The sequence below is a fragment of the Psittacicella hinzii genome, assembly GCF_003585885.1.
GTDB lineage: Bacteria > Pseudomonadota > Gammaproteobacteria > Enterobacterales > Psittacicellaceae > Psittacicella.
On sequence record NZ_NRHC01000002.1, the window covers coordinates 51,358 to 73,706 of the forward strand.

Annotated in this window: 20 protein-coding genes; 18 read left to right on the forward strand and 2 right to left on the reverse strand. The window is 38.2% G+C overall.

The window, feature by feature from the left end:
- Position 1: 1 nt before the first annotated feature.
- The 18 genes from CKF54_RS00440 (at position 2) to CKF54_RS00525 (ending at position 20,324) form a co-directional block, all read left to right on the forward strand.
- Positions 2 to 1,633 (forward strand): phage portal protein, encoded by a 1,632-nt coding sequence (locus tag CKF54_RS00440; protein WP_119524259.1) that lies wholly within the window; start codon positions 2 to 4, stop codon positions 1,631 to 1,633.
- Complete coding sequence (locus tag CKF54_RS00445; RefSeq protein WP_119524261.1) at positions 1,626 to 4,130, forward strand: ATP-dependent Clp protease proteolytic subunit; 2,505 nt, start codon at positions 1,626 to 1,628, stop codon at positions 4,128 to 4,130. The genes CKF54_RS00440 and CKF54_RS00445 overlap by 8 nt, the downstream gene beginning before the upstream one ends.
- A 21-nt stretch (positions 4,131 to 4,151) precedes the next feature.
- The gene (locus CKF54_RS00450; protein WP_119524263.1) at positions 4,152 to 4,481 is read left to right on the forward strand and encodes a DUF2190 family protein; all 330 of its coding nucleotides are present in this window, start codon (positions 4,152 to 4,154) and stop codon (positions 4,479 to 4,481) included.
- Between the two features lie 43 nt (positions 4,482 to 4,524).
- The gene (locus CKF54_RS00455) at positions 4,525 to 5,007 is read left to right on the forward strand and encodes a hypothetical protein (RefSeq protein WP_119524264.1); all 483 of its coding nucleotides are present in this window, start codon (positions 4,525 to 4,527) and stop codon (positions 5,005 to 5,007) included.
- 10 nt (positions 5,008 to 5,017) lie between these two features.
- On the forward strand, positions 5,018 to 5,755 hold the full coding sequence (locus tag CKF54_RS00460; protein ID WP_119524265.1) for a hypothetical protein: 738 nt from the start codon (positions 5,018 to 5,020) through the stop codon (positions 5,753 to 5,755).
- Complete coding sequence (locus CKF54_RS00465; RefSeq protein WP_119524267.1) at positions 5,752 to 6,240, forward strand: hypothetical protein; 489 nt, start codon at positions 5,752 to 5,754, stop codon at positions 6,238 to 6,240. The genes CKF54_RS00460 and CKF54_RS00465 overlap by 4 nt, the downstream gene beginning before the upstream one ends.
- 26 nt (positions 6,241 to 6,266) lie before the next feature.
- The gene (locus CKF54_RS00470) at positions 6,267 to 6,995 is read left to right on the forward strand and encodes an autotransporter outer membrane beta-barrel domain-containing protein (RefSeq protein ID WP_119524269.1); all 729 of its coding nucleotides are present in this window, start codon (positions 6,267 to 6,269) and stop codon (positions 6,993 to 6,995) included.
- Between the two features lie 31 nt (positions 6,996 to 7,026).
- Entirely contained in the window at positions 7,027 to 7,425 is a 399-nt protein-coding gene (locus CKF54_RS00475) for a hypothetical protein (protein ID WP_119524271.1), read from the forward strand.
- 89 nt (positions 7,426 to 7,514) lie between these two features.
- Positions 7,515 to 7,724 (forward strand): hypothetical protein, encoded by a 210-nt coding sequence (locus CKF54_RS00480; protein ID WP_119524273.1) that lies wholly within the window; start codon positions 7,515 to 7,517, stop codon positions 7,722 to 7,724.
- Positions 7,702 to 11,466, forward strand: coding sequence for a tape measure protein (locus CKF54_RS00485; protein WP_119524274.1), 3,765 nt, complete (start codon positions 7,702 to 7,704; stop codon positions 11,464 to 11,466). The genes CKF54_RS00480 and CKF54_RS00485 overlap by 23 nt, the downstream gene beginning before the upstream one ends.
- Positions 11,467 to 11,470: 4 nt before the next feature.
- Entirely contained in the window at positions 11,471 to 11,611 is a 141-nt protein-coding gene (locus tag CKF54_RS08090) for a hypothetical protein (protein ID WP_222987454.1), read from the forward strand.
- On the forward strand, positions 11,580 to 11,759 hold the full coding sequence (locus CKF54_RS00490) for a hypothetical protein (protein ID WP_119524276.1): 180 nt from the start codon (positions 11,580 to 11,582) through the stop codon (positions 11,757 to 11,759). Before CKF54_RS08090 ends, CKF54_RS00490 begins: the two co-directional genes overlap by 32 nt.
- 378 nt (positions 11,760 to 12,137) lie before the next feature.
- Complete coding sequence (locus CKF54_RS00500; RefSeq protein ID WP_119524280.1) at positions 12,138 to 12,728, forward strand: hypothetical protein; 591 nt, start codon at positions 12,138 to 12,140, stop codon at positions 12,726 to 12,728.
- A complete protein-coding gene (locus CKF54_RS00505) occupies positions 12,715 to 13,128 on the forward strand; it encodes a Mov34/MPN/PAD-1 family protein (RefSeq protein WP_119524282.1) in 414 nt (137 codons plus the stop codon). Before CKF54_RS00500 ends, CKF54_RS00505 begins: the two co-directional genes overlap by 14 nt.
- The gene (locus CKF54_RS00510; protein ID WP_147396793.1) at positions 13,064 to 14,230 is read left to right on the forward strand and encodes a hypothetical protein; all 1,167 of its coding nucleotides are present in this window, start codon (positions 13,064 to 13,066) and stop codon (positions 14,228 to 14,230) included. The genes CKF54_RS00505 and CKF54_RS00510 overlap by 65 nt, the downstream gene beginning before the upstream one ends.
- Positions 14,231 to 18,832, forward strand: coding sequence for a phage tail protein (locus CKF54_RS00515; RefSeq protein WP_119524286.1), 4,602 nt, complete (start codon positions 14,231 to 14,233; stop codon positions 18,830 to 18,832). It abuts the gene before it with no gap.
- Positions 18,833 to 18,844: 12 nt separating this feature from the next.
- Positions 18,845 to 19,609, forward strand: coding sequence for a hypothetical protein (locus CKF54_RS00520; protein ID WP_119524288.1), 765 nt, complete (start codon positions 18,845 to 18,847; stop codon positions 19,607 to 19,609).
- A 13-nt stretch (positions 19,610 to 19,622) separates the two neighbouring features.
- The gene (locus tag CKF54_RS00525; RefSeq protein ID WP_119524290.1) at positions 19,623 to 20,324 is read left to right on the forward strand and encodes a hypothetical protein; all 702 of its coding nucleotides are present in this window, start codon (positions 19,623 to 19,625) and stop codon (positions 20,322 to 20,324) included.
- Positions 20,325 to 20,344: 20 nt separating this feature from the next.
- Here CKF54_RS00525 and CKF54_RS00530 read toward each other — a convergent pair whose 3' ends face one another.
- Positions 20,345 to 20,869 (reverse strand): hypothetical protein, encoded by a 525-nt coding sequence (locus tag CKF54_RS00530; protein ID WP_119524292.1) that lies wholly within the window; start codon positions 20,867 to 20,869, stop codon positions 20,345 to 20,347.
- Positions 20,853 to 22,043, reverse strand: coding sequence for a tyrosine-type recombinase/integrase (locus CKF54_RS00535; RefSeq protein ID WP_119524293.1), 1,191 nt, complete (start codon positions 22,041 to 22,043; stop codon positions 20,853 to 20,855). Before CKF54_RS00535 ends, CKF54_RS00530 begins: the two co-directional genes overlap by 17 nt.
- Positions 22,044 to 22,349: the final 306 nt, after the last annotated feature.

Here is a 22,349-nt window from a genome sequence, read left to right on the forward strand (position 1 = left end):
GATGTGGCCGTTTAAAAGTAAAAAAGCCAAAGAGTTAGAAGCTTTACAAGAAGAGCAACAGTTAAAGAAAGCTGAAATTGCAGTTCTAGAAGCACATGCTGAAAAGATACGTTTAGAGAATTTAGTATCACAGCAACGTCAGCAACTGTTGGCTAACGAGAAGTTAAAAAACCTATACGACGCTACTGTACCTACGGATTTTCATACCCCTAAATTCGATAATTTAAATATTAATGACACCTTAGCCATTGAGGGACAGTCATTAATGCAACAAGCGCGTAATGCGGTAGCAAATAACCCTATCGCTGCGGCAATTATTCATAGATATCAGGCGTTATTGGTAGGTAAAAATGGGTATAGTTTACAACCCCAACCGTTAGATTTAGACGGTAAGGTAGACGAAGAGCTAGCTAAAAGATTATCAACCGCTTGGTCAAAGTTCTGCCGTAACCCTGCAGTTAATGCGAAAAATCTTAACTTTATGGGGGTTTTGAACTTAATAGTCTCTAGTTGGTTAACTGACGGTGACTGCTTTGCTCAAATAATCCGTGATTACAAAAAAGGCGAGTTTAAAATTCGCTTGTGGACAGCAGACTGTTTAGATTACAACAGCTCATCGTTAGTAAATATTGGAGCAAAATCAACCCGTCCACCAATTGAAGTAGATGAGTATGGGGTACCAACTAAATACTACTTCAAAGTTAAGAGTGTAGACAAGACGCAGGTGGAAAAAGTAATCCCAGTAGACGGCAATGATGTGCTTCATATCTTGGATAAACGTGAACCTGAACAGCTAAGAGGTGTGCCTGTTTTCGCCAACTCATTCTTACTCATGGAGCAGGTAAAGGTATACATGTCTAACGAGATTATTGCTTCATCTCTTAGTGCGCAAATATTAGGTACTTTACAGCAAGTTTCGACTGATGTTATTGATCAAAACCCAAAAATAAAAATGGGTAAACTTGGACATGATATTGGTTATTTTAAAGTACCACCTGGGTACAACCTTACCTTTAACAATGCTACTACAAGGGTTAACCAAGTAGTTGACGCCTATACCAAAGCTATGCTTAGACAGATAGGTAGCGGTACGGCATTGGACGCTGAAAGTTTATCAAACAGTTTTGAGAGCTCTTACTCTGCAGCACGTCAATCTATGATCTACACAGAGTTAAAAGCTGCGTCAAAGATCAATATCTTAATCTCGACTTTTGTACAGCCGTTATACACTGCTTTCGTAGATTTTTATATGGATATGTACGAGCTAGGTGTTACAAGTAAGAACGATTACTCATGGATTGACAACGTGATCATTAATAAACCACGTTCGCCTAGTATTGACCCAGTTAAAGACGCTACAGCTAATAAGCTTAACTTGCAATTAGGGATTACTACTTTAGATAAATTAGCTAATGAAGCTGGTGGCAATATCAACGATAATTTAAACGCTATCGCTGATTTAAAACATCGCTGTGATGAGCTAGGTATAGAGGAACTCTACAACGGGTTATATGATTTTGAAATGCCAACAGAAAGCGGCAACTCTGGTGGTCCTCAATCATCAGAAGAAGATGAAGAGCAAGATACAGAGCAACAAGAACAACAGGAGGACGCTAAGCAACTAGATGATTAAGTTTCAAAACAAAGGCGAGGTTAACGAGCTTCACTTAATCGGGGTAGTAGGTTGGTCTTTTACCTCTCAAGAAGTTGAAGAAGCGTTAACTGCGGACGAAGTAGATACTAGCTTACCGTTAAATATCTACTTAGATAGCCCTGGAGGTTTTATACATGACGGTTTTAGGCTCTTAGGTTTGCTAAGTACCTACAAGGGCGAGAAACATGTCAGAGTGGGTTATCAAGCCTCTTCTATTGCTTCATTCTTAGCATTAGCAGGTAAGACCTTGAGAATGTCATCAGTGTCGGAGATGATTGTTCACTCATGCAATGTAACCTATGCGTTAGCTACGTTTACTTTAAGAGATGTTGAAGACCTAGGTGCAATGATGAGGGGCATGAACAAGCGCCTAAAAGAAGCTTACAAGAGTATTTTTAAAGGCAAATCTCTAGATCAAGAGCATGTTCAAGGGCTAGCTAAGAAGTTCGGCCAGTACGTAGACAATGGTAGGGATAATATCCTTACAGCCGGAGATTTAGAAGAGTTACAACTATGTGATGAAGTGCTTAGTCTCGACCAAATCGTGCCTTTTTCATCAATGCAGGAAATGCGAGAAAGTTATTCAGGCTACCTGAACGTTAAAAATGAGACCCCAATTAGGGATTTATTCTTACGTTATAAAGACTTTCAGGACTTTGAGGATAACGGCACAGATGAGCAAAAAGAGCAACTTCAGAACTTAGTTAGCAGAGAAGTTAACAATGATCTATTTGTTAATTTAAATGAGCATTTTAACCAACTACGTGGAGTAGAAATGAGAGATCAAGAAATTGATTTAATGAACAGCTCTTCAGATGAAGAAGAGAAAGAAAAAGAGCAAGAGAATAACGACACAGAAGAAGAAAAAGAAGAAGAGAAAGAAAACTCTACATCTTCATCAGATGACGAAGAAGAAGCTAAGAACTCTGCAGAAGAAGAGGACGAAGACGAAGATACTGATGACGATGAAGAGGAAGAAGAAAAGAAAAAACAGGAGCAGAACCGAGTGGCAGATTTAGCAACAAAAGAGAATAAACGCCGTGACGACATCATTAAATTATTTGAAGATCGTTTAGATGTGCCAGGTATGGCGAACTTAATGACAGAATGCCTTAAAAACAAAGTTAGCGTGGATAAAGCTAAGGATTTAGTGTTAGATAAGCTTCACAATATGCACAAAACTAAAGTTGAAGAGGTGACTATTGTGCCTAAGAATTTATCTAATGAAGTTAACTACCGCGAAATGTTACTGCATTTCATGTACTCAAGATTAGACTATTCTAATGTTAAAGCAGATTGGGTACGCGCTATTAAAGAAAAATTTAATGGTGTAAGCCCTAAAGAAGAGCAATTATGTAATCAGTTTTTACAAGAGTGTAATGGCAATAGTACTAAAACAGCAGAAGCTCAACTTGAGAATATGCTTAGAAAATACGCCCCAGAAGGGTACTTAAACAGAAGTATCTACGCAACTGGTGGAGGAACAGTGGATCGCTTTGGTTTAACTAACTTAACTTCAGGCGATTTTGAGTACTTAACATTACATTTCTATTCTGTATTCTATGAAGAAGCTAAAAAGAGAGAAGACTTAGATCAACTTTTAAAATTAACTAAAAATATTATTGTACCTGACCTTAACCCGATCAAAATCTTCAAAAATATTACGCCTGTAACACAATTTGAACGTGTTGGTGAAGAGGCTAATACGAAGTTTATTGATTTTCAATACAAACAAGAAGAGCTTGAGTTATATGAGTATGGCTTAGGTTTCAAAATGACTTACAACGAGTTACACATGAACACGGGTAGTATTAATCTGTTCTTTGATAAATTACAACATATTGCCAAAAATTACGTTAATACTCTTCGAGTACGTTTATTACAGGTTCTTACAGGTGTATGTATTAAAGCAGAAGCAGATAAAGTACCAGTATTCGAACTTGCAGTGGACGAACCTATCTATGTGGGTGATTTACTAGCTAAAATTAGACTAGCATATGGTTCTTTAGTTGATTCAGCAGGTACCCCGTACAATGTTACGCCTAAATATTTATTAGGTAATCTAGAGGTTAAAGAAGCATTTGAAACTTTCTTTACTCAAAGCATTTTACCAGGAGCAGTAACTGCAGAATTTAACCCTTATAGAGGTTATTTAGAGGGGCTTTACGATGTTGGTGTGAGTGAGTTTAATAAAGCTATTAGTTATAACGAGAACGATATCTTTATCTTACCTGAAGATCCATGTAACCTTTATTCATTAGGTCCTCAAGGTGTAACTAATCACGGTCGTATTAATGTTACGCCAGAGCAAACTGTAGAAGTACGCTCACGTTTAGACTTTCAGCCTTATGTTATGTACCCTGAACATGTACTTCACATCAAATTTAAGAAAGGCAAAAAAATTAGTGACTTATTACTACCACAGCGTCCAGTACATGTAGTTACACATCCAACAACAGCGCAAGCTTCTAGTTAATAAATAAGGAGATTTTTTAATATGGCACACATGGTTCGACATGAGGGCACGGTAACCTTTACGGCTACTGCAGACATTGCTAACGGTGAGTTAGTTTTAGTTGGTGATGTTGTAGGAGTTGCTTCAAAAAGTTATAAGAAAAATGAAGTAGCTACTATGTACACTAAGGACGTTTATCAGGTAAAAGCTAAGGACGGTGATACCTTTAACCAAGGAGATATTGTTTATTTTGACGCAACCACTAAGTCGGTTACCAAAACCGCAACAAATAACAAAAAAGTAGGTTACGTAGATATCCCACCAGAGAAAACAGGTAAAAATCGTCTTATCTGTGTAGCCTTAGAACGTTAATTATTTGCCCGCTTGCGCATAGTGGGCGGGCTTTAAATTACACATGAGTATATTCGAACAAATTAAACAAGATACAGGCTATCACGACTTAATTAAATCACATTTTTGGGACGATTTTCATATCTGTTTTCATGGTCAGGATTACTTACAATCCTTAAATGATGTTATCCCTAATGATGATTTATTTAAGGTAGTTTCAGCTCGTATCCTTAAAGATAACGAAGCTAGAGAAAGCAGTGATTTACTTGGTTTTAAGCCGATTTTAACCCGCATACTAGTCAAAACTTTATATAAAAATTTGCTGGAGACCTTTGAGGGCATACAGGTTGCCCTTGAGGAGTTAAACTCACAACAAGAGGATAATGCTTATTACGAAAACGTTAATAAACCGGTAATTTTAGGTAGAGAAACACAGGTTTCACGTTGTTATAAGCTTATTACTTGGAGAGTTGATGGTAGTTATATTTACTTAACTTTCGAAGCGCTTGGTTTTGACGTATGGGGTGGTAGTAATCCAACTTTTTAAGGAGGCTTAAATGGTTGACAATGAGAAGAGTTTAGCTAGGTTAAGAGAGCTAGCAGACAAATTCAGAAAAGGTAAAGGTATACGTGAGGGCGCAGAGCGTGTAATTACTAGAGGGGCTCTTCGAGTAATGAAGTATTACGCTAAGCTTACCAGATCACGCTTACATGTGCTACCTGTAGGTACTGATACCAAGCAGGACTATATGAGGGGCGTGGTAGGTAGAAACAAGATCTTCTCAAAATCTAAAAACCGCCTGATTAAAGCTCTCGACATGAAAAAGAGCGGTAACAAATTTCAGGTTACTGGGACGATTAAGACCTTAAAACGTGTTCGCAATACCAAGGACAAAACCATGATCAGTAGGGAGTTTGTCTACAATGGCTTCAAAAACTACCATATGAAGCTTAAGTACATGTTTAAGGTACAAGATCAAGAGCTAGGCTCATTTAGCTATAACTATGAAATTAAGCTAGATAGAGGCTTTTTCATTGAGAAAAAGGACGGTAAACGCTTCGTTATGCAAAATACCCCAGGTATTTATTTTGGACATGATTATATCGCCCCTTGGCATGTGAGAACCTTAAAAACAGGCGAGCAATTAACCATTTACGGGGCTGTGATCCCTATAAGAGACGTTTACGATTCTGCCACGAAAGCTTTGTTTAGTGGTCAAGCTTTAAAAGGGCAATTTGGGGTTAAGGACTTTGAGATTATGTTTAAAAAGTTCTATGGGATTAGAAAAAAATGATTATTTTTCACTTCGCTAAGTGCAGTATTAGCGAGATTTTACAGCAGTATGCCGAGAAGTATAAAGTTAACGTAACTGCAGACAATAGTCGCAAGGAGCCAGTTAATAATTTACCTGTTACCTTGTGCTATGGGTTTGAAGAGATCCAGCCTATATTTTCAGTAGGAGATAATATAGTTAATAGGGTAGAATTCACAGTTAACTTTAGGTTAATTAAGGCAATTAATACAGCTAAACCGGTATCTCTTGCTATGTATTCAGAGGGGTTGCTGCGTGTTCTGTCGAGTTGGCATGAAGTTGATCCAGATGATTACCAGCCGGAGGGATTAGGAGATTTTGCAGATTTAGAGGGCATTGTAAAAGAGTACAAGAAAACCAATTATATGCTAACCCCTAAGGAGTTGGGTGCTATGCTTGACGACGACCCTAGGGTGGAGACTATGCTTTTCGCTTGCACTTTTACTATGTACCCTATTCATAAGTAGAAATTATTAACAGAGGGTAAAAACTGATGGCGACGAAAACTAGAACCGGTATGAAAGTTATTACCGGGGATAAAAATAATTTATATATCCAGACAGGCCTACAAGCTGCTCACAATGTTAAGGAGGTCGATTTCAAGAATTTCGAAATCACACTTCAAGCTAATGTGAGCGCAGAGATCAAACGAGGGTCAGTTGTTAAAATTGACGGGACTGATAGTCGCTTAGATGACTTTTGGGTAATTGAAAAAGTAGCAGCTAACACGGCAAAAATAAAACTAGCCGATACTAAACAAAGGGAGGATTGGGCTGATTTAAAACCAGTCGATTTAGTTGGAGATACACAAACTTTAACTGGTGCAACGCTTAGAGTGGTTAAATTTGCTCTTGTTAAAACGGCGGCAGAAGTTACTTTACCAGGCTCTAACCGTGACACTATTGACGTAACTACAATTTTAGATAAATCCCCACAAACTATTCCGGGACCAATTAAGTACGAAGACGCTTCTATTGTTTTCTTTGAAAGTCGCAGAACAGAAGAGCAAGTAGCAGTTAGAAAGGCATTCAGATCAGCCGAACAGCTTGTTTTTATGGTAATCGTTGATAAAGAGTTCGCGGATTACTTCGTAGGAGCAATCTTAGGTAGTGAGGGCAAACAAATCGCCGCAGGTGGTGCAGAAGCTACTAAAGCCAATTATAAAATTACCGTTAATAACGCTGATATTGAGTTAGATTTACTAGCTACAGCAGGTAGTTAATTTAAATATTTTTATTAATAAGGATTAAAAAATGACACAAGAAAAAAAAGTTTTATCATTTAAAGAGAAATTACAATTATTATCACCTTTAAAAGACTACTATGTAGATGATAATAAAGACATACATTTAAAATATAAAGTATGTAACTTTGGAGAATTTGCAGTAATTTCCCCGTCTCTAAGCCATTTATTCCAAAATGAAGAACAGTTATCTACTGAAGAGCGTGTAGCTGTTGTTGCAGAGAATGAGGACGCAATTATCAAATTATTCGGTAAGTACGTGTACAACCCAGGCGATGACGCACCTATTGGTGAGGGCAATGCTAGAGAGTTCTACCAACAGTTATCAGGTCTTACAACTCTTAATTTTGTTGGCCATATTCTTGGTAATAAAAAAGTCAACGCTGAAGCTGATAATCAAAAGAGTTAAGTCTTGAAGAGGAGCGTTTATGTAAGCTCTGTTTTGATTTACATAAAACCCCTGCAGAAATAAGAGCGATGTCGGTTGAGGATGTAAGTATGTTATTGACTTATTCCTCAACCGTTCCTGTAGGTGACTCTGTTAACATGATTATGTTGTCAGATTTAGTTACTTATACATATTTAGCTCACTTTGGGACTAAAGAAAAGGGGTTTAATGCTTTAGAAGAATACCCATGGATGAAAAGCAAACTGGGGATTATAGAGAAACAGCAGGAGGGTGAGAATGGCAAGTCAACAGGAGTTTGATTTTAAAGTTGCTTTTGACACAACTGAAGCCGTTAACTCATCTCTTGGTGGTGCGAAAGCAATAGATACGTTAAACGACTCTTTACAGGAGTTAACCGACAACTCTCAAGCGATTAAGAATTTTGCTAGCGATGTAACCAAAGGTATTAAGTCAATGGGTGACCTTGCTACTGCTAACAAAAAATCGTTTGAAAGTTTGCAAGAAGTTAGTACTTTTACTAATCAGTTTACCAGTAATATTCGAGATATCTCAAGCTCTGTAAAGGACTATAGTTCATCTCTAGATAAGTCTACTAATGAAAACCTTGAGTTTGTTGCCTCTTTGCATTACATCAGTAAAGCTTTGACTTCAATTTCAGGAGCGGTTAAAGACGTTAAGGCGCTAAAGGAGTTAGGTACAAGTCGCTTTAAGTTACCAGTAACTGACTCACAACTACAAAAGCTGGTTAACATTGGGCAACAAATGGGGGGCTTGCAAAGCCAACTAGCACCTGCCTCTCAAAGTTTTCAGACGTTAAAAGTGCACTTAACTGGAGTAACCAGTTCGCTGGATACTCAACGCCAGAGTATTAATCTTTACATCTCTTCACTGAAGAAATTCAGCAGTCAAGTTAGTGATATCAAAAAGATTAGAAATGACCTCGCAGCGACAAGCAAAGCTATCGATAGTACTAGAGAGAAGCTTAATAGTACTAAGAGCGCTACGAGAGAATTAGAGGGCACTGTAGGCAAATTAAACCGTGAACTAGAGCAAGCTAACAAAGAGCCAGTTAAATTAACAACTAACCAACTTAAAGCCTTAGCAGAGTTAAATACGAAGTTTAACTCTATCTCTGAAGCAACGCCTAACTTTGTCAAATCTATGCAAAGCATTGCTTCAAGTTTTGGTGACCTGTACGAGGTGATTGTGAAAATAAATCAACAATTACCAGAGTTCTTAAGGGCTATCAGAGAAACGGGTAATTTAAGTAAGGTATTGGTTAGTTTAGCTAGAGAAATTAGCAAATCTAAGCTAGGGATTGACAGTTTAGGAGAAGCTTCGGACAAAGCGGGCAAGAAAGTTGAAGACTTCTCAAAAGAGCTAACTGAAGCCGGTAAGAATGCTTTTGACTTTGGTGATAAAGCCAAAGAAGCGGGTGATCATATAGATGAACTCACAGAGAAAGCAAGCTCTGGTCAAAGTGCTCTAGGTGGTTTAGTTGGTAAGCTTGCCGGAGTGTTTGCAGTTGGTTTCAGTTTTGATCAGGTTAAAGACTCTGCTCAAGCATACCAAGACCTCTCGACTAAGATAGCACTGGTTAAGACTAGCGGAGAGGATACTACTGCAATTCTCAATGAGTTATTTGAAGTAAGTAGCCAAGCACGTCAACCAATTGAAGCAACTGCAGAAGCTTATGTAACCTTACGTAAGAGTACCGAGGGATTAGGGTTAAAACAGAAAGACTTAATTAGTCTGACTTCAACTCTAAATAAAGCGATCGCAATTGGTGGTTCAAGTGCAGAAGCTACAAAGAACTCAATGGTTCAGTTCTCTCAAGCCCTTAGTATGGGTTACTTATCTGGACAGAACTTTAACTCTGTGGCAGAGCAGACGCCTGGCTTAATTGACGCTATTGCTCGCGGTATGGGCATGACTTCAGCGCAACTTAAGAATTATGCTAATACTTCTAAATTAACGACCGAGCAGATTGTTCAGGCACTTAATGCAACAGCACAAGAGACTGATAGAATTTACTCGACGTTAGGGGTATCAGTAGGTTCAGCTATTACCGAGCTTAAGAATAAGTTTACGCAGTTTGTGGGTGAAAATGACTTCATCTCAGACAGCCTAGCGAAACTAATTCTAACACTTGCTAATAACTTTGGTGCATTGGCTGAAGCGGCTAAGATTGCATTGTACTCATTTGCTGCTTATAAGGCACTTAACTTTTATAGTACCTTGTCAAGTATGCAATCCCCACTAACTAGTTTAAAAGTTATGTGGGATAACCTTACAACTGCAGTTAGAAAAGCAACGGCAGCTCATGCAGGGAGTAAAACTGGTTTCTCAATCATGGCAGCGGGAGCTAGCCTAGCCAAAGGTGCGCTTGCTGGATTGACAACCATGTGGAAGACTTTCGACGCTACTGTTAAATCTACCATTATAGGGGTAATTGTCTGGGGTATTGTTGAAGCTGTTAGAGCCTTAGTTACTTGGGCAGTGAAAGCTTACAACAGTATGCAGGAGTTATTTTATGGTCAGAAGAATTTCGACACTTCTCACATTGCAAACTTAGAAGAGAGAAAGAAATTAGCTCAAGAGCAGTATGACGCTGAAAAGGCAAACCTAGATGCAATTAATGATCAGATAAAAGCGCTTAAAGAAGCTAATGACGATAAAAACGACGTTGTTGCATCAGAGCATCAGCATGGTATCGAGAAAAAAATGCTGGACGACGCTGAACTACAACGTTTGCAGATCAAAAGAAAAAGATTAGAAGAAAATGTTGGTTTAGCAGAGAAAGAATTGAACCTTGTTAAAGGTCTTAATGAAACTACTGCTAAAACTGATAACAATGCCTTAAAAATACCTCAAGTTGATACGAAAAGTATCCCAGCGGGTATTGATCGTTACAAGCAAAACATTGACCAGCTCAAGGATAGCTTAGCAGAGGCTAAATTTAAGCTAGATCTGTTTATGGAAACAGGTCGTACGCAATTAACCCAGTTAGACCAAGTTAACATGAAGTTAGCTATGGGAGCGGAGGGTTATCGCAACCTAAGCCAAGCACAGATCGAGCAAATGCAAGCCTATGCGCAACAGTTAGATAGCGTTACCGCAACGATGGAGTACATGAAAGTACTTCAGCAGAACGATCAAGCTATCGAACGTTTGCAGTTAGAGTTGGAGCTTAAGGGGCAAGACCAAGAGCTAATTGAGCAGCGCTTACTTCAATACGAGCGTGAGCTAGAGCTTAAGCAGTTGTCGTATTTGTTGGATCAGGAACAAATGGCACACGTGAGAGCAATGTATGAAGAGCGCTGGGCTTTAGAGGATCAACTCAAAGCTAAAACGCAAGAAAATACTAACTTGTTCGCGCAAGCTTTACAGCAATCCTTACCAACAATCGAAGACTTCAATAACACGGTTATACGTGGGTTTGGCTCGGTTGCGGACGGTATGGCTCAAATGGTTGTAACTGGTCAGGGATCAATGCGTAAGTTACTTTCAGCTTTCTTGAAGAACATCGCCGTGATGATTGTTAAAGCAGCAATTGTTGCCGCTCTTTTAACCGCTATGAACTATATCGTACCGGGATCAGGGCAGGCTGTTGCTAATGCCTTTAACTTAAGTGCGCAAGCAGCAATGAAGTCAGGAAATACTGGTGGACTAGGTGCTAACCCTATCGGGGCTATTATGGGCTTCTCAAGTGGTGGTTATACCGGTAACGTTGCAACTGATAAAGTTGCTGGTGTTGTGCATGGTAGAGAGTACGTAATTAATGCAGCTGCTACATCTAAGTATGGAGTTGATTTTCTTGATAAGTTAAACAGTCAGTCGGTAGAAGTCAATAAGAGCAAATCATCAAGCTCATCTAATAGTAACGGCAACGGTGTCAATGTTAACGTGAACGTGCATAACTATGTGGGCAATGCTGAGCCAAGAGTTGAGTACGGTGAGAACGGAAATATTGAAATCTACATCCACGAAAAAGTTAAGGAAGAAGTAGCCAATGCAATGGTTGAGAGAGAAATGAGGTAAGAATATGTCAGGTAAATTAAATCTTCGTATTTGTACACCAGATAACATCGAAGTAGAGATTGTAAAGGTAGGAAACGATTATGACCTCTACATAGTTGAAAAAGGAGATAGCCATGAGCGAAAAGAAAGAAAGCCAAGTTTTTAATTTCTCTATTTCATTTAGTTATGATCAAGAAACTGAAAAAGAGCTACTTAAGAAACAAAAACAGCTTGTTGAACTAAAAGATAGTATAAATCAAACATTAAAAGATCTAGAAGAGAGTGTACAGGTCTTTGTTAAGTCCAAGGAGTGAGAATGGTGGATTTATATGATTTAGCAGAGGATTTAGAAGTATGGCCTTGGCCATTACCAGCGAATACTAGACGATCATATGACAATATGGTCAAGAAGACGGAGCTCGATAATGGGTACACAGAGACCATAGCACAGGACAGACTGGGGGCAAGGGTAACCTTGTCCTTAAGCTACGAGAATAGACCTGAAGTAATCCAGAAAATGGAGGATTTTCTCATGAAGCATTATAACGCTGATTGTAAGTCCTTCAAGGTGAAAGATCGCATTAACGGCAGGTTATGTAAGTACATAGTTAAGATATTTACCCCGCCTACTATGACCCAAAAGAATGCTTTGGAGTCTTCAATCAGTTTTAAATTAGAAGAGGTTCGTTCACTTGTCTAAAGCACCAATATTTTTATACGATATAACTTTTATTTTCTCACAATCAACAATAGATAATTTATTTGAGCACTTTTACTTGCACTTAACCAACTATAACGACGGTACAGGCTTATTTTACTACGAGGGTAATGGAGAGACTTATACCACGTTTAACATTGATTTTAACCAGATATCTACAGAGATAGCCAGCAACAATAAAAGCAAGCTCAAACTTAGTAACTTAAAACGTACATTTGCACCTATCTTAGCCCGCCATGACAATTTTAACGTTGGTTATGTGGATATCACAGGCTTACAAGAGAACGAAGTAACAGGAAGTTATGATGTTATCTTGTCTAAACACTTACGTATAGGTGGGCTAAGCACCTACGACGCGGAGAAGTTTGAGCTTGAATTGGTAACACTAACTGACGTGGAGCGTAACTTACCACCAATTGATGTACGTGAGCTATGCCCGTATGAATTAGGAGATAAATACTGTGGATATGTTGGTAGCGAGCGACACTGTGATAAGACGATAAAACGTTGTAAAGAGCTAAATAATTTAAGTAGATTTACGGGGTCGTTTAATGATATTGAGTAAAGAACAAGCGGAGGAGTTACAAGCCTTTGCAGATAAGTATCCAGACGAAGAAATCAGCGCGATTTTAGTGCGTAACAAACAAACCGGTAAGCCTGAAATTATTTATTTACCAGTTGACAATATCCAGAGGTACAAAGCTCTGTTTAGAACTCACGAATACGTAGATAGTGTACGAGAGGGGACTTTGCTAGCCTTAGTCCACTCTCACCCGTCTCACAACAAATTAGAATTCTCTAAGAGTGACATGGATCAAATGCAGTATTGTAGTGAACCGTGGATATTGTTTTTAGCAGGCAACCAAGAAAGAACTTATTTATATTTTGGCGGAGTTGATTATGCAAATCCGAATGTATGGACATCTAGCGAAGAAATTTCAGGCGTCGTTCGATGTGAGTATTAAAAGGTTTAGCGACCTAGAGGAGTGCTTGGAATCACGTTGTAAAGGCTTTAAAACCGAGTTTAAACGTATGCAGAGCGTAGGTATAGAATTTATCTACGTACGTAATGGGAAGATTATATACAACCCAGTTGCTGCTATTTTCAAAGACGAGGATATCCTTGAGATTATCCCAGTTTACACGGCTAGCTTTCTAGGTAAGATCTGGAAAGGGGTGAAAAACCTTTTCAAAGGTGTGGTGAATGTTTTCAAAAGCATTTTGGGCTTGAAGAAAAAGGGGACTGACTCGACTACCCAACCAAATGATGACGACGGAGAGGGTAAAGACGCATTTACCAACTCAATGAAAAACGATAGCGAGGGTAAAACCATACCTATGGTTTACGGGCTTGTAAAAGTGGGCTCTATTGTCGTTCAGAAGAGCCTTATCTCTCAAGTAATAACTAAACCCTTATCAGAAGAAACAGACGCAGAAACAGCCCTCTTAAAGCGAATAAACACAGGTCGCACAGAGGAAGAGATGATCACCTACGAGGACTTAGTTCATGCACATGAAAATCAGGTTGATTTTGCTACATTAACTGCTATGGAGCAAGAGCGTGCGAAACTAAGACAGCAACGTAATAATGACATAGATGAGAAATACCAAGATTACCGTATTGATGTGACGGAGTACCGTGATCAAGATGTGATAAACGCTAGTCGTAGATATAACGTTTCAGATTTTGAGTTTGCAGAACTTAGCAAAGTCACAAACCGTATCCATACAAAAATCAATAACAACGGTTACTATAACCGAACAGTTGAAACTGAACACTATTATGTCATAGTGTATACGTTACACGAACGACATCGTGATGAAACAGTTGAAAGATCTGGTAATACTATCCGTTTATCAAGATATTATTTATACCCAATCCGTGACTTAGTCAAAACCAAACTAGCCTTTGAAGACCTATCAGACGAAGCGACATACAAGAAAGTGCTAGCCTACATTGAAATGGCAATAGCACAGGTTTACTATCTAATCGATCAAGACGGCAAGAGTGGTAAAACTTTCGAACAAGCCAAAAAAGAATACGTTAAGTTAGGAGGTACGCTCTAGATGACAGATAACAGTAGTATCTTCAAGAAAAAACAACAGCGAGAGTTAGCTTTTACAAGCTTATACACCCCAGCCTATCAGTTCAGTATCAGCGACAGCCCACAGTATCAAAACTTATTTAAAATTGCCAACGATTACGTTCGTAGTGCCAGCGATATTTTAAGGATTTCTGAACCAGACGCCTTAAATTACTTTAAGGATAACTTTCAATATACCTACTATAGTGAGTACGGTAAAGCATTCTTGAATGTGACTACTTACATCACTAACGTAGTGTTTAAGGAGACCAAAACAGCGTTTGGGGAGCGTGAAGATACTCGAACATTATTGGCGAAATTACAACAATATACGCAATCAGATGGCGCTTATTTTGCAAGGTTTTATGGTTGGGCATTAGCACAAAATAGCTTAAGTTTTAATAGCAGAGTATTGGATAGATATCGCCATGCTTACCTTAATGGTAGTACAGAGAGACAGAATGAAATTCTTGACGATATCCGTAGTTCTATCACATTAATCAAAGGGTTAGGACAGTACAAGAACGACACGCTAAGCCAAATTATTGCTCAAGAATCAGAGCTTTATTTTCAGATTACCAAGTTCAAGAACTACATCCCTAACGGTGTGGAGACGGTACAAAAGACTAAAGAACAACCTAAGGTAAAAAAAATATTTTTTGGTCGAGCTAGAAGAGCAATTGCTTCTCAGACAGAGTTCACGGTTAACTCTTTAAAGCAAACCCAACACGTTGTTGATGTTCTCTCATTAGGACCTATTAAAGGCTTAGCTGACGGCTTCAGAAATCTTTATATCGATGACACGCCTATCTTAGACGCTAAAGGTAATAAGATGTTGCCTAATGTGCAGAGTGAATTGGTTCTTGGTTGGGCAAACCAAAAAATCCCTTACAACAACTTCTTCCCAAGCTCTAATATTAAGATAGACAAAACAGTTCAGAAAAATACCCCAGTAGTTGCGTCTGTCAATACCAAAGATTGCGACTACATTGATGTAGTACTACGTGTGCCCCAGTTAATTGATGCTGAAATTGACTTCGCGATTTACATCAATACAGCCGACGGGACACGCACTGAAATCGCAAACCAAACGATTAAAGGTAAGTGGACTAATGATAAAGAGTTTAATTTTAGGTACTACCTAGAGTCTTCAGCAGAGTTGCCGCTTACCGTTGAAGTTCATCGTCTCAATGAAGAGATAGAGGACGACACAAACAAATCTAACCCGCTAAAATTTGTTAGGGTGCAAGGTGTACGTGAGTATATGCCTAGTTACCCTGGCATGGCCTACATTAGTAGCTCTTGGGACAATAGTAGCTATACCAAAGAGCCAACCCGTAAAGCAATTATCTACGGTAGACTTGTTAAAATCCCTAGCAACTATAACCCTTATTCTCGCCAATATACTGGTGACTGGGACGGTACTTTTAAGCTTGACTGGTCTAATAATCCCGCTTGGATTTTATACGATATCTTAACAGATGTTTACTTTGGTTTAGGTGGCTTAATCCCTATCGATATGATCGATAAGTGGAGCTTTTATAACTGTGCACAGTACTGTGACGAAATGGTTGACGGTACACCACGCTGGACGTTTAACGGAGCCATTACTAAGAGCGCTAAAGCCTTTAATGTGATTAACCAAATTGCTGGAGAGTGTAGGGCTAACATTGTGGACACTGGTAACGGAATTAAAATGCTTATCGAGCGCCCACAAGAGCATGTTTATATGTTCTCTAATGCAAACGTAGTAAATGGTAACTTCACATATCAGGGTTCTTCGTTACGTACCCGTAATAAACGTATAGAGGTTAAGTATACCGAACCAGATAATGGTTATGAAACCACTTCAGTGTTTGTCAGCGACAGTAAAAACGCAAGCGATTACCGTGCTTCAAAAACTGTAACCCTAACAGGTTGCACAAGCAGGGAGCAGGCAATACGTTACGGTAAGTTCATTCTAGCAGTTGAGAAGTTCGAGACTAATACAGTTAACTTTACTGGTAATTACGACAGCTTAGCCGTTGAGGTTGGTGATGTGGTTGCAATCTCTGATTACATTGTGTCAGGTATGTATTGCAATGGTAAGGTTAAGATAGTAATTCCTGATAAGAAAAACCGCACTGCTAAACTTTACTTTGATTACCTTGACGAGCAATTACGTGACGAGAAAAAGATTTATACCGAAGTAGTTAGTGGTAAACAATTAATTACGTATGAATTAAGCGATCTGAAACAGGACGAGATAGGTTATTACATAACCATAGATATCACTGATAAAGAGAGCCCTGTACCGAAGCATTTTGACACTTTCACAGTGTATACAAATCGCTTCTCACCAGCGTATTATCGAATTATCTCTAAGGCGGTAAATAACGATAGAACAATAGCATACCAAGCGCAAAAATATAGTTCGAAAAAGTTTGATGTTGTTGACGGTAAATCTGACATTATCTACACCACTGAAGTTAACCACTATGGACCTCAACTTCAAGCTAGTAACCTAGCAGATCTCAAAGCAAACCTTAGCTTAAGTTCAGGAAGAGTTAATTTAGGTATTAGTTGGTCAGACGACTCGAGAGGAGACGGTATCACTTACACGGTACAAGTACGTGATAAACAAACTAAAAACGTATTGTTTACAGCAGACACGGAGAAAACAACTCATACGTTCTACTGTGATCCAAACATGCCAGCAACTGATACCGAGATTTTAGTCTACACCAAGATAAACAAGGTTATGAACCAGTCAGTGTACCTAACTACTGATTATAGAATTAATATCCCTGCATTAGTACCAAGCAAACCTAAGCTTAATACCCTGAATATTGTAGCTAAAGGCTCAAGCCGTAAAAAGATTAACCTTTCTACAAGTGTTAATTACTCTGGAGTGAAGAACGAGAAGAATATCGAGTCGGTTAAGATTATGTTTAGCCACGACCCTAAATACTTACAAAGCACCGGAAGCGAGCGCTTAACTGAAAGCAACTCTAACGTTGTGGTAATTACTTCAAGTAAGAGCAACTCAAGAGCAATTACCTATAGCTTTACTGAAGATGAAATTGCAATACTCAAATTGCAAGCTTCACTAATGAGTAAGGTAATAGACGGGGAAGCTTACTACTACCGCCCACTGTATTGCAAAGTGGTACCAGTGAACAGCGCTATTAGCAATGTTTTAGCTAATGGTTACAAGAGTAGCAACTGGGGGATTATAGATTGCTCATTCTACGCTAAGAATGCTAATCAGTATGCACAGCTCTATGTTCATAACACTGATAGAGGACGCAATAGACTAGATATTACTGTCCCAAGTAGTGATCAGGTTGTTAATGTGCCTTTATTTGCGAATATAAGGGTCAAATTAAACGATGTTTTAATTAATACGTTAAAAGGTATTACCAACACAAAAAACTCGTCTATTGAGTTTAAATACGACCTTTTTGATGTATTAAGAGCTAGGGATAGTAGAAGCTATAAAGTTGAGTACTCTAGTCTGATAGGACAAGAGTATGAGATTGAGGAAGAGGTTGAGTTTAATATCGCAGGAAGTGCGCCTGACGTTAAGGTTGATATTGAGGGGACTTCAGCGCAAATTAGAATGGAAGTCGATAATGATATAAAACCTGACTGGATCATTTTAGACAAGACAAGCACCAACTGGCGCTTCACAAAATACACCATTCTGTGGGCTGGTAAAGAGGTACGTAGTAATGTCTCTATCCCAATCTACAGCGCTAGCGAGCTCGCTAAGAAGAAATACTCATATGAGTTCAGATGTTTTAATGTGTATGATTTTCAATACATTAAAAAGGGCTCGGTGACCATTAAAGGGAATAGTACTAACTCGACTAACATACCTAACTATGTGATTGAAATCCCACGCTTAACAGTGCCGGGAGAGAGCGGTAAACCATACCATAGGGATAACAAAACTAAGATCCGTACAGTGGTATTTACCCCTGTAACTTACAGAGCTATGTTCACAGGTAGTAAGGTAAGCACCTACCGCGAGAAAACCAATAATAACCGTGCATGGAGAGACCCTGAAAACTTTGCAATGCCTGGAGATTGGAAAGCAGTAGTTTCGTTTAAGAGCTTAGACGAGAGTGAACAGAACCTAATCAAGAATTGCGATGAGTTAATTCTTAGAGGTCTGACAATAACTGGAGCTAATGTAGAGAAGACTGTAACCACTAAGAGCAGTGGCGGGTACTACCTTGACAAGGATAACTTAGCTTTAGGCTTGAAGTATGGGACTAAAGAAGATCTTAACAGTCTGATTTACGACCTGACAAGCATTGAGGTGGTTAGAAATGGTACTACGGTGACTGAACTTTTCTCGAGTGCATTTGTAGCGACTAACAAACAAGGAGAAGGTAAGTTAATTAGAGACGCTTCAGAAATGGTAAATATCAAGGGGTACCGACGTGATAACGTAAGCCCTGACACTGTTGCAATGGTGGATATCCGCCACTCTGATGATGTGAGCTCTAATAAACGAATTATTAAAGTAACTACGTTAGACCAAAACGGCAATCCAGTTGCCGCTAAAGTAGATTTTACGATTTTTTACGAGAACTAAGAGAGGTAATCAGTGACTAGGAGACGATTAGATTACGTTACCCCTGACTCGAGTGGTTTGGACGTTTTCGACTCTTGGCAGGGGAGTATAATTGACTCTTTAACCTTAAAGCCTGACGCTGTTACTTACAAGATCAAGGGGCAGGTTTGTTTTGGGAACGAATATAAAACCTTGTATTACACTACTAGGAATGGAGCAGACGCAGGTAGTGAAACAATTTGGACAACAGACTACAATTTTACTTTTGATTTTGAAACAGTTTACACAGATCGAGGAGGTAATAATACAGCAGGAACGCACAGCTTAGCTTACTACGAACGTGACTTAACAGCGTTTCAGTCAGATAAAACTGCGGACGATATCCCTAAAGAGGAGAAGCAGTTAGTAACTCTTTCATTCTTGAAAAAGCTTATCGCAATGGCGACTTACATAGTAAGCTCACCACGCAAATTTGACTTTAACTCAGATAAGACTATCGAGCAAGCTAAGAAAGGTAACGTAGTAGAGCAGTGGAATTTTAATTTCTTAGCGTTGAAAGTTAAATTTGGTTATGTTACTGCAACTGGAGACACTAGTAAGATAGATTTTACTGTACCGTTTAGTAAGGTATGCTTTGGAGTGTGGTTCTCTTGCTATGCTAAAACGACAGGAAATAAATGCAACGTTAGATTATCAACAGAGAACACGGTTCTAATGAAAGACGGTTTTACTGTTGTACATGATGAAAAACTAGACAACACAAGAGTACAATATCGCTGGTTCGCGATCGGTTTTTAGAATAGAGGTAAATATGAATAATAATTATACGTATTGGTATGATCCTAAGACTAACGAGTTACATGTGACCGACACATTGTTAGCCCCTAACTTTGACTGTGTAATGTTGACTGAAGAGGAATACTCTGACTGCTTATCAAATATTGAAAACTTACACCCATTAAGAGACGGTCGCCCTACAATTGCTTATAATACTTATGGGGGCGATGAATTTGCTACATGGAACAGAGAAGCCGAGAAATTTGTACAATCCCCGGAACAACTTGAGAAGTGGAACGAATACAGAAAAGCTTATTGCTTAGAGAAAGGCTTCTCAATCATTAGAACCAAAGCTAACAATGCGTTAACCGAGGATCGTGGTTTATTCTTTGAGCAAGCTTTTGTGCGTTCATTGCTAGCAGAAGCTCGTGATTATAAAAACTATGGCATTGTTAACCCTGACAGTGAATTAGAGAAGTATGCTCTGGTTCATGGAGTAACAGTGGATAAACTAGTCAAGGATATCCTTGCAACTCAACAAGAGCTTAATGACACTGCACAAGCAGTAGCATGCTTTAAAGGGTTTCTTGAAGACTTGCTAATTAATCTGGACATTAACGATCAGAAAGCCGTAGATGACTTTGTAGGCTATTGTGAGAAGGTAACCCTACAAGATATCAAAGATTACTATTACGAGGAGTTAAAGACCCGAAAAAAGGCTAAAAAAGCTAAATAAAAATAGAACCCAAGTATTAACTACTTGGGTTTCTTATTTTGTAATTTCTTCAGTGCTCTTTGCAGAACAGAATTATCTTGTTGTAACTGTTCAATTTTATCAAGAAGAGACTCTTGACAATTATTTTTATCAAATGGTACAAAGCTGGGTTTACGAGTTTCTTCAAAGTTAGAATGTGGATTATCTGTCAGACGCTTTATATATTGATTTAACTCATGAATCTTATTCTCGGCTTGTACTAGTTTACACTGAGAAGATTTTAGCTCAATCAATGCCGTCTCATAGCGTGTCTGATAATTTGTCTTAAGTTCTTTAAGCTCTTTTTTAGATAATTTTTCTGCTTCTTTGTGTGTTGACTCGTAAAACTCTTCAACTATTTCTAAAATCTTTTTACAGTCAGATTTTAAAGTGCAGATCACCTTTAAAGTCTTTTCGAACTGAATGATTTTTCTGTTCTTATCTCTTAGAGCATGCTTTAAAATACCAAATTGGTCTTTAAGAGTTAAGTATTTAAGTTCAATATCTTCTTCACGTGTTCGTGCCATAATTACCTTTTAATATTTCAATCAACTCTAAAATATTTGAGTTCTCTTTTAGAGTTTCAAACCATTTATTAAAAAGGAATTTACGCTCATCTTCAAAGTTATATTGGTTATAGAATTTATCGCTTTGGTTCGTGTGTTCTTTACCGTGGGCAATGCACGCTGAAATTGCGTCTTTCATTTCAGGATGTAACTGGTACATCTTGGTCATGAAAAGAGATCTGAAGCCGTGAGCTTGGGCTTCGAACTTACGGCAGTATCTAGATATTTTTGATTGTAAAACTACATAGGAATATTTAAAATATCTGAATATTGGTAAAAGTTCATCAGGGATATAAACTAAATGAGGTCTTCTTGCTTTCATACGATTGGCAGGTATACGCCACCAATTACCGTCAAGTTCAGGCTCTTCTAACCCCAGAATTTCATTTAATCGCCCTGCTGTACAAATGATTAAAGTTATGGCTCTTATAGTTTCTATATCTTTGTCAGATCTCTTACTACTAGCTTTTTGTACTAGGCTTTCAATAAAGTTGCCCACTTGCTCAAAAGGTAGCATTTTACGGGTACCTAGACTTTCTAAATCTGGGAATAGATTTCTTATAGTCGGTAATGCTACGGGTTTTATGTACTGTTCACCCATACCAAACTTAACAATAGCACTTAAAAATAAGTAAGCATTTTTTACTGTAGCTACTTGCTTATTATCTTTCAAAACTTGTAAGGAATTTCTCAAGTTATTAGGAGTTAAGTTTTCTGCTTTAAGGTCTGCTATCCCTACTTTAGTTAAAGTTTTTAATGCACCGTCATAATTTACTCTTGTACTTTTACTTAAAGCGTTACCCTTATATTTTAAGTAAAGAGAAGCTAATTCTTTGACTGTAACACCATAAAATACTTCTTTCTTGTCCTCTATGTCTTTTTTCATCTCATAAGCTTTAGCTCTAGCTTCTTCTATATCCATACTATCAGAAGCACCTAGAAAGAACTCACCTACTCTTAGCTTTTTTTGCTTACCATCTATACGAATACTTTGGTACCATACACCCTTGCCTTTTATAACAGGGGATAATACAAGATGAAGACCTTGACCGTCTGATAATGTTACAGCTTTCTTTTGAGAGAATGCTTTAGCTATACCACTATTAATTTTTGTTTTGTTTAGTTTGCCATACATAAAAAAATGATCCTAAAGTTGAAGATTATATAGTAACAATTTAGTAACACTTTTAAAAATGGAGTACCGAAATCGCTCTTCTACCATATCATACTTTAGTGTCATTTTTATATTTTTATTTAACCTTAAAATCAACAGGTTAATGAAAATTAGTAGAATACATCTACTTATAACCTGCTAATTAGTGTATAATAGTACTTTGAGTTTATACTCATGTATATTTTTATTTAAGTAACTTAGCTGTCCTATTATATTGCCTATTGTTTATACAGCTGAGAAGCTGCATGATATAACAAATATGCAATC